15 protein-coding genes are annotated in these 14,815 nt (G+C 32.6%); 7 read left to right on the forward strand and 8 right to left on the reverse strand.

The window, feature by feature from the left end:
- The first annotated feature begins 31 nt into the window (after positions 1 to 31).
- Positions 32 to 943 (forward strand): peptidoglycan DD-metalloendopeptidase family protein, encoded by a 912-nt coding sequence (locus AAON49_RS09985; RefSeq protein WP_349554380.1) that lies wholly within the window; start codon positions 32 to 34, stop codon positions 941 to 943.
- A 25-nt stretch (positions 944 to 968) separates the two neighbouring features.
- Here AAON49_RS09985 and tyrS read toward each other — a convergent pair whose 3' ends face one another.
- On the reverse strand, positions 969 to 2,261 hold the full coding sequence (gene tyrS / locus AAON49_RS09990) for a tyrosine--tRNA ligase (RefSeq protein WP_349554381.1): 1,293 nt from the start codon (positions 2,259 to 2,261) through the stop codon (positions 969 to 971).
- A gap of 60 nt (positions 2,262 to 2,321) precedes the next feature.
- Here tyrS and AAON49_RS09995 point away from each other — a divergent pair, with 60 nt between their 5' ends.
- On the forward strand, positions 2,322 to 3,320 hold the full coding sequence (locus AAON49_RS09995) for an NAD-dependent epimerase/dehydratase family protein (protein ID WP_349554382.1): 999 nt from the start codon (positions 2,322 to 2,324) through the stop codon (positions 3,318 to 3,320).
- A gap of 12 nt (positions 3,321 to 3,332) precedes the next feature.
- Here AAON49_RS09995 and AAON49_RS10000 read toward each other — a convergent pair whose 3' ends face one another.
- From AAON49_RS10000 to AAON49_RS10010, 3 genes are read right to left on the reverse strand one after another with little or no spacing between them, the layout of a single operon-like run.
- Complete coding sequence (locus AAON49_RS10000; RefSeq protein ID WP_349554383.1) at positions 3,333 to 3,779, reverse strand: DUF4296 domain-containing protein; 447 nt, start codon at positions 3,777 to 3,779, stop codon at positions 3,333 to 3,335.
- Between the two features lies 1 nt (position 3,780).
- Entirely contained in the window at positions 3,781 to 5,115 is a 1,335-nt protein-coding gene (locus AAON49_RS10005) for a dihydroorotase (protein WP_349554384.1), read from the reverse strand.
- On the reverse strand, positions 5,112 to 5,828 hold the full coding sequence (locus AAON49_RS10010; protein WP_349554385.1) for a polyprenol monophosphomannose synthase: 717 nt from the start codon (positions 5,826 to 5,828) through the stop codon (positions 5,112 to 5,114). The genes AAON49_RS10005 and AAON49_RS10010 overlap by 4 nt, the downstream gene beginning before the upstream one ends.
- Before the next feature lie 169 nt (positions 5,829 to 5,997).
- Between AAON49_RS10010 and AAON49_RS10015 the strand changes: the two genes are divergently transcribed.
- Genes AAON49_RS10015 through AAON49_RS10025 form a run of 4 tightly spaced genes read left to right on the forward strand, consistent with a single transcriptional unit; the run spans position 5,998 to position 10,203 of the window.
- A complete protein-coding gene (locus tag AAON49_RS10015; protein ID WP_349554386.1) occupies positions 5,998 to 7,245 on the forward strand; it encodes a M14 family metallopeptidase in 1,248 nt (415 codons plus the stop codon).
- Positions 7,242 to 8,792, forward strand: a complete 1,551-nt coding sequence (locus tag AAON49_RS10020) for an N-acyl-D-amino-acid deacylase family protein (RefSeq protein ID WP_349554387.1) — start codon at positions 7,242 to 7,244, stop codon at positions 8,790 to 8,792. The genes AAON49_RS10015 and AAON49_RS10020 overlap by 4 nt, the downstream gene beginning before the upstream one ends.
- Before the next feature lie 4 nt (positions 8,793 to 8,796).
- Entirely contained in the window at positions 8,797 to 9,438 is a 642-nt protein-coding gene (locus AAON49_RS14425) for a DUF4271 domain-containing protein (protein ID WP_502942950.1), read from the forward strand.
- Between the two features lie 18 nt (positions 9,439 to 9,456).
- Positions 9,457 to 10,203 (forward strand): uroporphyrinogen-III synthase, encoded by a 747-nt coding sequence (locus AAON49_RS10025; protein WP_349554388.1) that lies wholly within the window; start codon positions 9,457 to 9,459, stop codon positions 10,201 to 10,203.
- Between the two features lie 69 nt (positions 10,204 to 10,272).
- Here the strand turns inward: AAON49_RS10025 and radA are convergent, their stop codons facing one another.
- From radA to panC, 4 genes are read right to left on the reverse strand one after another with little or no spacing between them, the layout of a single operon-like run.
- Complete coding sequence (radA, locus tag AAON49_RS10030; protein ID WP_349554389.1) at positions 10,273 to 11,631, reverse strand: DNA repair protein RadA; 1,359 nt, start codon at positions 11,629 to 11,631, stop codon at positions 10,273 to 10,275.
- A gap of 30 nt (positions 11,632 to 11,661) precedes the next feature.
- Positions 11,662 to 12,612: a lysylphosphatidylglycerol synthase transmembrane domain-containing protein gene (locus AAON49_RS10035; RefSeq protein WP_349554390.1), complete on the reverse strand. Its 951-nt coding sequence runs from the start codon at positions 12,610 to 12,612 to the stop codon at positions 11,662 to 11,664.
- A gap of 2 nt (positions 12,613 to 12,614) precedes the next feature.
- Positions 12,615 to 12,965, reverse strand: coding sequence for an aspartate 1-decarboxylase (panD, locus tag AAON49_RS10040; protein WP_349554391.1), 351 nt, complete (start codon positions 12,963 to 12,965; stop codon positions 12,615 to 12,617).
- A 58-nt stretch (positions 12,966 to 13,023) separates the two neighbouring features.
- Positions 13,024 to 13,872 (reverse strand): pantoate--beta-alanine ligase, encoded by an 849-nt coding sequence (panC, locus tag AAON49_RS10045; protein ID WP_349554392.1) that lies wholly within the window; start codon positions 13,870 to 13,872, stop codon positions 13,024 to 13,026.
- A 96-nt stretch (positions 13,873 to 13,968) separates the two neighbouring features.
- Here panC and AAON49_RS10050 point away from each other — a divergent pair, with 96 nt between their 5' ends.
- Positions 13,969 to 14,778, forward strand: a complete 810-nt coding sequence (locus AAON49_RS10050) for a glycogen/starch synthase (RefSeq protein WP_349554393.1) — start codon at positions 13,969 to 13,971, stop codon at positions 14,776 to 14,778.
- Positions 14,779 to 14,815 lie beyond the last annotated feature (37 nt).

Raw genomic sequence — 14,815 nt, forward strand, 5'->3', positions numbered from 1 at the left:
TATATAAATTTATTAAAGTCAATTAACAATCATGAAACGATTTTTTATAAGCCTATTCCTTTTTGTAAGCTATCAAAGCTATAGTCAAATTGAAAAAATTATAGATTTAAAAAATGACTCACTTTTTACTTTAGATGAGTTTCAACTTTCAAAAAAAGAACTAAACTTTAAAATAGCAGATAGCATAAAAGAGGCAATGATGTCTGATCATTGGACTACAAAAACTTTTGATCCTTTTAAAAAAGTGATTCACAAATACCCTTTTAAAATCACTTTTGAAGATACTGTTTATGCCTCACCAATTAAAAGAAAAAAAGTAATTACTTCTCGTTACGGTTGGAGAAGAGGAAAACCTCACAGAGGAATTGACATCGATTTAATCACCGGAGATAAAGTAATGGCAATGTTTGATGGAAAAGTTAGATATGTGAAATACGTTTTAGGCCATGGTCAAACAGTTGTTATAAGACATGACAACGGATTAGAAACAATATACTCACACTTATCTAAACAATTGGTAAAACCAAATCAGATAGTCAAAAAAGGACAAGTTATAGGAAAAGGCGGGAGAACAGGAAATGCAAGAGGAAGTCATTTACATTTAGTTGCTCGTTACAGAGGAGTTTACATAAATCCAGAATACTTATTTCAATTCAATAAAGAAAATTCGGTTAGAGGAAAAGAAATCTGGGTTACAGAAAAATGGACAACTCCATATCTTCATAGTTCTAAAAGGAAAACAAAAGGAGAAATTTGTACAACCTATCAAGAAGCCAAAGAAAGTGAAAAAATTCAAAACAAAATTTATGTGGTAAAAAGAGGAGATACACTGTCTAAGATTTCTTATAAATACAATGTTTCTATTGCCAGCTTATGTAAAACAAATTCTATTAGAAGAAACAGCGTTTTACGAGTAGGACAAAAGTTGATTTTGAATCAATAAAAAAACCAGCTTTAAAGCTGGTTTTTTATTCTACTTTTATTAAAAAATAATTTTTCTTCCCTCTTTGCAACAAAACATATTTGTTGGCAATTAGGTTTTCAGAAGTAATTTTAAAATCTTCTTGTACCTTTTCTTTGTTTACTGAAATGGAGTTTTCTTTCAAAGCCCTTCGTGCATCACCATTCGACTTTAAGAAGCCAGTCTTAGCCGCCAAAGCTCCAATCATGTCCAAACCATTATCAATATCTTCTTGCGAAACACTTGCTTGAGGAACTCCATCAAACACATCTAAAAAAGTTTGCTCATCCAAAGATTTTAAATCGTCGGCAGTAGATTTTCCAAACAAAATATTAGAAGCTTTGATTGCATTCTCATACGCTTCCTGTCCATGAGTCATGACTGTTACTTCTTCACCAATTTTCTTTTGCAACAAACGTAAATGTGGAGCTTCTTTGTGCTCTGTAATCAATGCATCAATGGTTTCTCTATCTAAAAAAGTAAAGATCTTGATATATTTCTCAGAATCTTCATCCGAAGAGTTCAGCCAGTACTGATAAAATTTATAAGGAGAAGTTCTCTTCGCATCCAGCCAAACATTTCCACCCTCAGTCTTCCCAAATTTCGTTCCGTCTGCTTTCGTTACCAAAGGAACTGTAATAGCATAAGCTTTTCCTTGAGCTTTTCTACGAATAAGCTCTGTTCCTGTAGTAATATTTCCCCACTGATCAGAACCACCCATTTGAATCTTACAATTCATTTCTTTATACAAATGATAGAAATCATAACCTTGAAATAATTGATAAGTAAATTCTGTAAAGCTCATTCCTTCTTTGGATTCTGATCCCAAACGTTTTTTTACAGAATCTTTAGCCATCATATAATTAACGGTGATATGCTTTCCTGTATCACGAACAAAATCGATTAATGAAATATCTTTCATCCAATCATAATTGTTCACCAATTCAGCAGGGTTTTCAGAAGCATCATCAAAATCTAAAAAACGAGCTAATTGACCTTTTACTCCCTCAACATTCTTTAAAAGAGTTTCTTCATCTAATAAATTTCTTTCAGCAGATTTTCCAGAAGGATCACCTACCATTCCTGTAGCACCTCCTACCAAAGCAATAGGTTTATGACCCGCTCTTTGGAAATGCTTTAAGATTAAAATCTGAACTAAACTACCAATGTGTAAAGAATCGGCTGTAGGATCAAACCCAATATAACCTGCCGTTTTATTTTCTAATAAATATTCTTCAGTCTCAGGCATGATATCATGTAATAATCCACGCCATTTCAGTTCTTCAACAAAATTTATCATCGTCTTCTTTTATTAAAAAGCAAAGATACATTTCTAGTGTAAATAAACTAACTTCGTATCATGATTTTAGTTACAGGAGGAACAGGAATGGTTGGCGCTCATTTGTTGTATCATTTAAGTCAAAAAAATGATGCAATTAGAGCTATTTATAGAACAGAACAAAAGTTTGAAGCTGTTAAAAAAGTATTCTCCTATTACACTTCTCAAGTCGATGAATGTTTTTCTAAAATTGATTGGCGAAAAGCCGACATCACAGATGTTCCTTCTATGATTCCTTTGTTTGAAGGAATTACACATGTATATCATTGTGCAGCTCTTGTTTCTTTTAATCCAGAAGATTATATAGAAATGAGAAAAATTAACATTCACGGTACTGCAATTGTTGCAAATCTATCTATTGATTCAGGAGTTCAAAAACTATGCTATGTAAGCTCTATTGCTGCTATTGGCGATGATCCTAAAAAAGAAATTACAGACGAAGAAAACGAATGGAATGGGAACGAGAACAATCATGGTTATGCAATTACAAAGTATGGCGCAGAAATGGAAGTTTGGCGCGCCAGTCAAGAAGGTGTAGATGTTGTAATTGTAAACCCAGGAGTAATTTTAGGAAGCGGATTTTGGAATGCTGGATCAGGAGAATTGTTTTCTAATGTTTTTAATGGGTTCAAATTTTATTCGAACGGAGTTTCTGGATTTGTAAGCAATCAAGATGTAGTGAAAGCAATGATTGGTTTGATGGAAAGCGATGTAAAGAACCAACGATTTATTCTAGTTTCAGAAAACAAAAGTTTTAAAGAAGTACTGTTCTGTATCGCTGATAGTTTTGAAAAAAAACGCCCTAGTTATTTGGTAAAACCTTGGCAAGCAGAAATATTTTGGAGAGTAGAATGGCTTATTTCTAAATTAGGAATTAGAAAATCAAGAATGAGTAAAAGTTCTGCAAGATCGCTTAACGATAAAACATATTATAGTTCTGAAAAAATTAAAAAAGCAATCAACTTTAATTTTGAAGAGATAGATATGGCTATTGGTAGAATTTGCAAACAATATTCTTAAGACAATAGCGATTTAGTTTTTACTTTTTGGTTGCTGAATTACGTCTTTTTCAGGAATCATTTTCAACAACTTTTTTCGAGACTTTTTAATAGAATCTTGTTTAATAGAATCTCTCCTTTTTTTGATTTCAGCATATACAGATCGATCTTCTTCTAAAGAAGCAACCACACTTTTTAGCATGGGTTCGTACACATCAATTTTAGAAGTATAATAAAAATTACTACGCTGAAAACGGGAACTGTCAATCCCATATTTTTGATACACTAAAGGAGTGTAATTAACCTTTCGTTGCAGATTGTTGTTTTTATTAGATCTTGCAGCATTAGCAATGTATAAGTCTTTTAACAACAGTATCATAGAGTCTTTCGGAATCAGGTCTTTTGGCTTTTCATAGATAGTGTTACTTGTGCAAGACAAGAAAAAAACCATCGTCATTAAGATTCCAAAAACCTTTTTCATTTTATCTGTTAAAAGTAATTCGTTTTCCTTTTATATCATCGTTGAAAACCCCTTCATTATACATCAAAACGCCATTGACAAATGTATGCGTAACGCTAGAAGAAAAAGTAGTTCCTTCAAACGGAGACCATCCACATTTATATAAAATATTTTCCTTAGAAACGGTTTGAGGTCTGTTATCATCTAGCAAAACTAGATCTGCATAATACCCTTCTTTGATAAAACCTCTTTTTTCTATTTGAAAGATTTTAGCTGGATTATGACAAGCTTTTTCCACCAATTTTTCTATAGATAAAACACCTTCTTTTACCTTTTCAGACAGAGCGAGTAAAGCATGTTGTACTAAAGGGCCACCGCTTGGTGCTTTGGTATAAGAATTTGCTTTTTCTTCTATTGTATGAGGCGCATGATCTGTAGCAATAATGTCCAATCGATCATCCAAAAGAGCTTTCCACAAACCTTCTCGATCTGATGCTTTTTTTACAGCAGGGTTCCACTTAATATGAGTGCCTTTTTCTTTGTAATCTTCATCAGAAAACCAAAGGTGATGTACACAAACCTCAGCAGTTATTTGTTTTTCCTCTAAAGGAATATCATTTCTAAACAGCTCAGTTTCTTTTGCTGTAGATAAATGAAAAACATGCAATCTTGCTCCTGTTTTTTTAGCCAATTCTATAGCTCTTGAAGAAGATAAATAACAAGCCTCTTCACTGCGGATAGTAGGATGCAGTTCAATAGGAATATCATCTCCGTAGATAGATTTATAATGATCGGTATTGTTTCTAATAGTGGCCTCATCTTCACAATGAACGGAAATAATAAGTTTTGTAGAAGTAAAGATTTTTTCTAGAACCTCAGGGTCGTCAATCAGCATATTCCCTGTTGATGAGCCTAAGAATAACTTAATTCCAGCCACTGTTTTAGGATCTGTTTTTAAGAGTTCCTCTAAGTTGTTGTTTGTTCCTCCAAACATAAACGAATAGTTAGCGTAAGAAGTTTTCTCCGCAACATCAAATTTGTCTTGTAATAATTTTTGAGTTGTGGCTTGCGGAACAGTGTTAGGCATTTCTATAAACGTAGTAATTCCTCCTGCAACAGCAGCTCTACTTTCTGTGGCAATATTTGCTTTATGTGTTAAACCAGGTTCTCTAAAATGAACTTGATCATCAATAAGTCCAGGAATTAAATAACTTCCGTTAGCATCTATGTTTTTTACAGAAAGGTCTTCAATAGAAGCTCCAATTTTTTGTATAATTCCATTGCTAATAAGTACATCACCATTAATTGTATTGCCCTCATTAACTATTTTGGCATTTTTTATCAAGTACGAATTCATCGCAATCCTTTTAATCGCATTTTTATCACACCAAAAAGAGCTTCATAAACAATTCCTCCACTCATTTTTGATTCTCCTTTTGTTCTGTCTGTAAAAACTACAGAGACTTCTTTAATAGTAAATTTATGTTTCCAAGACTTGAATTTCATTTCAATTTGAAAAGCATATCCAACAAATCGAATTTTATCCAATTGGATGGTTTCTAATACTTTCTTTTTATAACAAACAAATCCAGCAGTTGTATCATGAACAGGAATTCCAGTAATAAAACGCACATATTTTGACGCAAAATAAGAAAGCAACACTCTCTTCATAGGCCAATTAACCACATTTACTCCTTGAGAATACCTAGATCCAACAGAAACATCAGCGCCGTCTATAGAACACGCGTTGTATAATCGAATTAAATCTTTAGGATTATGCGAAAAATCAGCATCCATTTCAATGATGTACTTATATCCTTTAGCCAAAGCCCATTTAAATCCGTGAATATAAGCAGTTCCTAAACCGTTCTTACCAGATCGTTCTTCAATAAAAAGGCTGTTAGGGTATTGTTGCATAAGCGATTTTACAATCTGAGCAGTTCCATCAGGAGAATTATCATCTACTACTAAAACGTGAAAATCTTTTTCTTGGTCGAAAACAGCATTGATAATGAGCTCAATATTTTCTTTCTCATTATAAGTAGGAATAATAACTAATACATCTGACATAAAAGGCGAAAGTATAGCAGCAAATATACATTATTTTATTACTAATATTGTGTTAATAGAATCTGTTAAAAAGAGCTTTTTCTATACTATTAAATAGAGACCAAAAGTCAAGTAAATGAATTTAGTAATGAATAAAACTCTATATTTAGAGTTAAATTTCTAACCAACTATGAAGCGTCTAATAAAAAAGTCCAGTTTAGCCATTTTTGCATTAATACTATCAGTTGCTGCTTGCGATCGGGTTAAAGAAGTGCCTTTCAAAACACCAGTTGATACCACAAACAAAAAACTTGTTGAACAAGTTAAGAAGGTGTATACCATTGAAAGCTTAGGAGTTTTTGCATCAAACAAATTTGACGGAGCAAGATTAAATGGTTTTGAACAACTTAACGATAGTACAATTAAAGCCTATATAAAACCTGAGAACACGCCCATCAACAATAGTGCTTATTACGCATTTAAAATTTGGTCTAAAGAACCTAAAGATATTTATATCCAGTTTGATTATCCTGAAGAATTTAACCATAGATATACACCAAAACTGAAAACAAATGGTTCTTCTTGGGTAAAACTCGATAGTAATTTCGTGTATGAGAAAGACAAGATTGTTACGGTTAAGTTACCTATTTCTAACGATACTACTTTGGTCGCTGCTCAGGAAGTAGTTACCTCCAAGGATACTGAAAAATGGTATAAGAAAGCGATAGAAAACAAGAATGATGTTCATTTAAAAAGTGCTGGGAAATCAACATTAGGAAGAAATTTACCTGTGCTAGATATTTACAAAGGAGAGAAAAAAGAAAAGCCCATTATTGTATTATTAACAAGGCAGCATCCGCCAGAAGTCACTGGGTTTTTTGCTTTTCAAGAGTTTTTAAAAACCATCTTGGAAGAAAATGAGTTAACAAACGAGTTTTTAAACAAGTATAGAGTTTTGGCCTTTCCAATAGTAAATCCAGATGGAGTAGACTTAGGACATTGGAGACATAATGCTGGAGGAGTAGACACCAATAGAGATTGGTCTAAATACAATCAACCAGAGATTCGACAAATTGTTAAATTGATAACAAGTGAAGCAAAAGAAAACAAAAGTAAAATTGTTTTAGGGCTAGATTTCCATTCTACTTGGTACGATATTTTTTACACAAACAAAGAAAGAGAAACTACAACTTTTCCAAATTTTATAGATGATTGGTTTGTTGCGCTAGAAGCTTCAATTCCAAACTATAAAGTAAACGAAGCTCCAGGAAATAGTACAAAACCAGTATCAAAAGGATGGTTTTTATATGGTCAAAAAGCGGTTGGGATTACTTATGAAATAGGAGACGCAACTCCAAGAGATCAAATAAAAGTAGTAGGAAAAGTTACTGCAGAAGAAATGATGAAAATATTGAATAAGTCAGACATCAATAAATGAAACTAAAATCTTTTATATCACTTCTGCTACTGATAATAATTAGCTCATGTTCTAAAAAAAATATTGAGGCAGATATTTTAATTGTAAACGGTACCGTTTATAATGGTTTTGATAAAACTAGCTCAAAACATTCGATAGCAATTAAAGACGATAAAATTGTTTTTGTTGGAAATGACAAACAAGTTCAGATTGACGCTAAAAGAATGATAGATGCCCAAGGATTGATTGTAAGTCCGGGATTTATAGATCCTCATACTCATGCAGACAGAGAATTAAAAGATCCAGAAAAATCTCACAACAAGCCTTTTGTATTTCAAGGAATTACAACTGTGGTTGTAGGGAATGACGGTGATAGTTTTTATCCCATATCAAAATACTCTAATCTCTATAAAAAGCATGGTATAGGAACCAATGTCGTTCAGTTGGTTGGCCATGGTACTATACGAGAAGAGGTGATTGGTAAAGTAGACAGAAAAGCCACCAATGAAGAGATTAAGAAAATGCAAGACTTAATGCAAAAAGAAATGGAAGATGGTGCTTTTGGAATGTCTACGGGTCTTTTCTATTCACCGGGAAGTTATTCAAATACTGAAGAAGTTATCTCTTTGGCAAAAATTATAGCGGCTAACGACGGAATTTACGACACACATTTACGAGATGAAAGTTCTTATACAGTAGGACTTATTAAAGCTGTTGAAGAAGCGATTAAAATTGGAGAAGAAGCCAAGCTACCCATTCATATTTCACATATTAAATGCCTTGGCGTTGATGTTTGGAATGAAAGTGAAAAAATTGTCAAAATGATTGAAGAATCTCATAAGAAAGGTATTCAAGTTTCAGCCAACCAATATCCATATGATGCATCAGCAACAGGATTGAAATCTGCAGTAGTACCTCGCTGGGCAGAAAGCGGCGGAAAAGATTCACTTTTTATAAGATACAAGAATCCTAATTTGAAAAAACGAATTTTAGAAGAGACAAAGAAGAATATCAAACGAAGAGGCGGCCCCGACAAACTATTGATAGTTAAATCAGAAGAACCTAAATACGTAGGGAAAAATATTCTTGAAGTTTCTGAAATGCTTAAAGTGTCTCCAGAAGAAGCTGTTTTTGAAACGCTGCAAACAGGTTATATACGAGTTGCTTCTTTTAATATGAATCAAAAAGATATCGCCATTTTTATGAAGCAATCTTGGGTAGTAACAGGTTCCGATGGAAACACAGGACACCCAAGAAAGTATGGATCATTTCCTAGAAAGTATCATAAATATGTTAAGGAAGAAAAACAAATTGACATTGTAACATTTATCAATAATAGTAGTGCTAAAACCGCTGAGATTTTTAAGATTAAAAATCGTGGAAAATTAAAAGAAGGTTTCTTTGCAGATATTATTATTTTTGACCCGCAAAACTTTAAAGACAAGGCAAACTATATAGATTCGTTTCAGTTTTCTGAGGGATTAATTTATAGTGTCATTAATGGAAAAGTGATTGTTGACAATGAAAAGTTTACAAACAAACTAGAAGGACGAGTTTTAGAGAAATAAGAAAATGCAAGCTGTAGAAAGAGAATTACTATCTAACAATTGGGTAACCCTATTATTTGTGTTCTCTTTAATACTCATGTTTTTATTAAAGCTTTTTAATGCAGAAAAAACAAAAGGCTATGCATTGTCTATCTTCAACAAAGGATTTATTGAAATTAAATCTCAAGAAAAAAAAGCAACCTTTTCTTTATTCGAAACTGCATTTGTGGTTTTTTCATTTTTAAGCTTATCTCTTACGCTTTATTTTTTGCTAATACATTATCAAAAAAATGTTCAGTATAACTTTTTAGAATACACCAAAATCTCATCATATGTTCTGATTTATATGTTGGGAAGGGTTTTTTTAGAGTCAGTTTTAATGAAACTTTTGGCGATTAAAGAGCTTTTAGGATATTTCTTTTTATACAAAAGGAGCTATTTGTATTCCATTTCTATAGGGCTATTCTTTTTAAATGTATTCTATTTCTATGGACTTAGGAGTATTAATCTCCTTTTATCAGGTGTCATTTTATTATTTGCCATAAGATTCGTTTTAATTTTGGCAAATAACAAAAACCTGATAATTAAAGAGTTGTTTTATTTTATTTTGTACATTTGCAGCTTCGAAATAGCACCGCTATTGATTTTGTTTAAATTGATATTTTAAATAAAGAAGAAGTAGATTATGAAAGTGAAAACTATATTGGTTTCTCAACCAGCTCCCAAGACAGAAACATCCCCGTATTTCGAGCTGTCTGAGAAACAAAAAGTGAAGATTGATTTTAGATCTTTTATTCACGTAGAAGGGGTGACCTCTAAAGAAGTTAGAGTTCAAAAAATAGATTTGTCTCAATTCACAGCAATTATTTTAACAAGTAGAAATGCTGTAGACCACTTCTTTAGAATTGCGGAAGAAATGCGTTTTAAAGTACCTGATACAATGAAGTATTTTTGTCAGTCTGAAGCAGTTGCTTATTACTTGCAAAAATATGTAGTATACAGAAAGCGTAAGATTTATGTTGGAAATAGAACTTTTCCTGAGTTATCTAAACTTATAAAGAAGCACAAAGATGAAAAATTCTTATTACCATCTTCAGATAAGCTTAAACCTTTAATCCCTGCTGAATTAGAAGCGTTAGGTGTAAACTGGAAAAGAGCAATCTTATACAAGACTGTTGTAAGCGATTTGTCTGATTTAGAAGATGTGTTTTACGACATTTTAGTATTCTTTAGTCCATCTGGAATAGATTCTTTGTTTAAGAACTTCCCAGACTTCAAACAAAACAATACTAGAATAGCAGTTTTTGGAAACTCAACTGTAAGAGCTGCAACTGAAGCTGGATTGAAGTGCAATATTACCGCACCAACACCAGAGACACCTTCTATGACAATGGCTTTAGAAAAATATATTAAAGAGGCTAATAAGAAATAAGAAGTCTTATAAAAATAAAAAAAGCCGAGCATTCGCTCGGCTTTTTTTATGGTCTGAAATTGGAGAACTTTAAGCAAATAAAGTTGCAAAGACTTCATCTATTTTTCCCACTAAAATAAGTTTTATACCTTCATTTTTAGTAGTAATCTTATTGTATTTTGAAGTAACAAATGTTTTATAGCCAAGCTTTTTAGCTTCGGTAATTCGTTGATCTATTTTTGAAACAGGTCTAATTTCTCCTGCCAAACCAATTTCGGCAGCGAAACAAACATCAGGAGATATGGCAATATCTTTATTTGAAGATAAGATAGATGCCACTACAGCTAGGTCAATTGCAGGGTCATCTACAGAAATTCCACCTGTGACATTTAAAAAAACATCTTTGGCGCCTAATTTAAATCCAGCTCTTTTTTCCAAAACAGCCAAAAGCATATGCAATCGTTTCAAGTTGTAACCTGTGGTAGTTCTTTGAGGAGTTCCATAAACTGCAGAACTAACTAAAGCTTGAATTTCAATCATCAAAGGACGAATGCCTTCTAGGGTACAAGCAATTGCAGTGCCGCTCAAATCGGCATCTTTTTTAGAAATTAAGATTTCAGAAGGGTTAGAAACCTCACGTAAACCATCAGATAACATTTCATAAATTCCCAATTCTGCAGTAGATCCAAACCTGTTCTTTTGAGAACGTAAAATTCGATATGTATGGTTTCTATCTCCTTCAAACTGTAAAACTACATCTACCATATGCTCTAGAATTTTAGGCCCAGCAATTTGCCCTTCTTTATTAATATGCCCAATTAATAAAACTGGGGTTGAGGTTTCTTTAGCGTATTTGATTAATTCAGCGGCTGTTTCTCTTATTTGAGAAATACTTCCTGGTGATGCCTCAATAGAATTTGTATGAAGAGTTTGTATAGAGTCTATTACTAAAATTTCGGGTTCTATTTCCTCAATGTGTTTAAAAATATTTTGAGTATTTGTTTCTGTTAAAACAAGACATTCTGAAGATTTTCCATGAAGTCTTTCAGCTCTCATTTTTATTTGAGACTGACTTTCTTCTCCCGAAACATAAAGAACTTTCTGATCTATAGCTAAAGCAATTTGCAAGGATAAAGTAGATTTCCCAATACCTGGTTCACCACCTAAAAGATTTACAGAACCTTTTACAAAACCACCTCCCAAAACAGTATCTAATTCATTGTTGTTGGTTGAGATTCTTTCCTCAGGATTCAGTTCAATTTGATCAATTTTTAAAGGCTTAGAAACAGATTTAGCTGTAGTAGACTGTTTCCACTCTCTAGCTACTTCCTTTTGAATAACTTCCTCAACAATTGTATTCCATTCATTACACGTGTTGCATTGACCCATCCATTTTGCATGTTGAGTACCACAATTTTGACAAAAAAAAGTAGTTTTAGCCTTAGCCATTAAAAAAAGGTTTTCACAAAGAAAAGAAAATTACTTTTGTTTGTTGTAAATGGGAAGAGCTAAAAATGAAAGACCTCCAAAGAAAATTACCATAGCTGTTTGCGAACTCCACATAATCCAACCAAAAGATTCACTAGGTCCTTCTGCAACACCAAACAAAACAAAGGCAGCAGCAACAGAAAGGGGATAAGAGCCTATTCCTCCTGGAGTGACAGCAATACTAAAAGCTCCGGCTATAAATCCAACTAAAATGGCACCTAAAGGAACCGATAATCCTTCAATAGAAAAAGTAACCACCCAAAACATAAGAATGTACATTATCCAGATGAAAACAGTATGGAAAATAAAAGACCATTTTTTCTTCATCTTAAAAATGCTCATCATTCCCTCAATAAGTCCAGAAGCAAAGTTCTTGATTTTTAATCCGATACCAGATTTTGCTTTTTTGATATAAAAAACAAAGAATGTAAAAGCAATAAGTAATCCGCCTATAATAACTCCAATTTTTATAGGATCGAAGTTTTTAGTTAGCAACTCCCAAATGAAATCAAACTGAAGAAACAGAGTGATAATAATTATCACGAAAAGCATTAAAAGATCAGCAATTCTCTCAGCTACAATAGTTCCAAAGCTTTTTTCAAAAGGAATCTTCTCGTAATTTGTTAACACAATAGCTCTAGAAGCTTCACCTGCTCTAGGAATAGTGTAGTTTACCAGGTAACCAACTAAAACTGCTAAAACATTATTGGTAAGCTTAGGGTTGTATCCCATAGGCTCAAGCATAAAACTCCATCTGTATGCTCTCGAAATATGACTTAATATCCCAAATAGTAAACTTAATCCAATCCACCAGTAATTTGCATTTTTAAAATCGTCTAATAATTTATTCAAATCAATGTCTGAAAGTGAATACCAGACTAAGAACCCTCCAAAGCCAAAGGGAATAATAATTTGTAATGCTTTTTTTATAATTGGATTCAAAATTAAGTTAAGGTATTGGTAGCTTCGTTAGGAAAAACGAGTGCGGGTTTAAATGTTTTAGCCTTTTCTATATCCATAAAGGCATATGTAATTAGTATCAGCACATCCCCAACAGCAACACGTCTTGCGGCAGCTCCGTTTAATGTGATTTCGCCACTTGCTCTAGGGCCAGGAATTACATAGGTTTCTAGTCTTTCCCCATTGTCATTATTGACTACTTGTACACGTTCTCCTTCAATAATATTTGCAGCATCCATTAAATCTTCATCAATGGTAATGCTTCCAATATAATTTAAATCTGCACCTGTTACTTTAACTCGGTGGATTTTAGATTTCACTACTTGTACTAACATGGGGCAAAAGTACTACTTTTTTAAATTTTAAAAGAGAATAATGAGTTCAAAAAAGATGTTAATTATTTAGAGATAGATTGTCAATCAATCGAATAGAATCTGCATAAACAGCAATAAAGGCTCTATACTTTTTATCTGGAGAAATTTCAGAAACATTTTTTAGTGTTTCTTCATCAGCAATTGTAAAGTATTCTAATTCAAATAATGGATGTTTTTTAAAATGAGAAATTACCCAATTGTTAACTTCTTTTACAGAAAACACCTTTATTTTTTCTTTTACTTCTAGTAAGGTAGAGTAAATAATTGAAGCTTCTTTTCTTTGCTCAATAGACAAGCGTTCATTTCTTGAACTCATTGCTAGGCCATTTGTTTCACGGTAAATTGGACATCCAATAACATGAACATTCATGTGGTTTTTAACAACCATCTTTTTAATGATCTGTAGTTGTTGAAAATCTTTTTCTCCAAAATAAGCGTTATTTGGAGAAACGATCTCAAAAAGAGTTTTTACAATAGTTCCCACACCATCAAAATGTCCACCTCTAAATTTTCCTTCCATTTCGTTTTCTAAGCCATCAAAGTCAAACCTTTCTGAAGAAACGTTTTGATTGTAGATTTCTTCAACTGAAGGAAGGAAAACAACATGGCAACCTACGTCCTTTAATAATTGTAAATCTCGCTCTGTTGTTCTGGGGTATTTTTCAAGATCTTCTTTTTTGTCAAACTGAGTGGGGTTTACAAAAATACTAGCAACAGTAACGCTGTTTTCTTTTAATGAAGTTCTAATTAAAGAAAGGTGACCCTTGTGTAAAGCTCCCATTGTAGGAACAAATCCTATTTTACTTTTCTTGGGAATAAGATTGCTAAAATATGTTTTTAGATCTTTCTTGGTTTTAAAAACCTTCATGATGTATTGCTGTAAATCACTGCAAACTTAGCATTTTAACATGGATTTTGCATAATAATTCGTAGTTTTGCAAACTTATATAAAGCCTTAGGTTTAATGAAAGATAAGAGAATATTATATGTTTCTTCGGAGGTTGTTCCTTACTTACCAGAAACAGAAATAGCATCTACTGCATTTAATGTTGCAAAAAAAGCTCACGGAAACGGCGTTCAAACTAGGATTTTTATGCCTCGTTTTGGAGTAATTAATGAAAGAAGACATCAATTACATGAGGTAATTAGACTGTCTGGAATGAACTTGATAATCAATGATATGGATATGCCGCTGATTATTAAAGTTGCTTCAATTCCAAAAGAAAGAATGCAAGTCTACTTTATTGATAACGATGAGTACTTTAAAAGAAAAGCAATTTTTACAGATGAAGATGACCAATTGTTCTCTGATAATGATGAAAGAGCTATCTTTTTTGCCAAAGGAGTTGTAGAAACTGTTAAAAAATTAAACTGGGCTCCAGATATCATTCATGTTCATGGTTGGATGGCATCATTATTGCCGCTTTATTTGAAAGAATATTATAGCGAAGAACCATTATTTGCTGAAAGTAAAATAGTGACTTCTGTTTATAATAAAGATTTTGAAGGAACGTTAAACGAGGAGCTAGCTGAAAAAGTAAAATTTGATAAAATCTCAGATTCAAAAATCAACATACTAGAAAAACCCAACTACACTAACATCATTAAAAGTGCTGTAGATAACTCAGATGCAATTGTCTTGGGAAGCGAAACACTTCCAAAGGAGTTAACAGAAACAATTAATGACAATCAATTACCAGTTCTTTCATATCAGAGTGAAGACTCATTTGAACCTTACTTAAACTTTTATAGAGAAGTAGTTTCTCAAGAATAATTTAGAGTAGTTATGTTAAAAAAATATACAAGACCAT

The organism is Pseudotenacibaculum sp. MALMAid0570, assembly GCF_040151415.1.
In the GTDB taxonomy this organism is placed as follows: domain Bacteria; phylum Bacteroidota; class Bacteroidia; order Flavobacteriales; family Flavobacteriaceae; genus Polaribacter.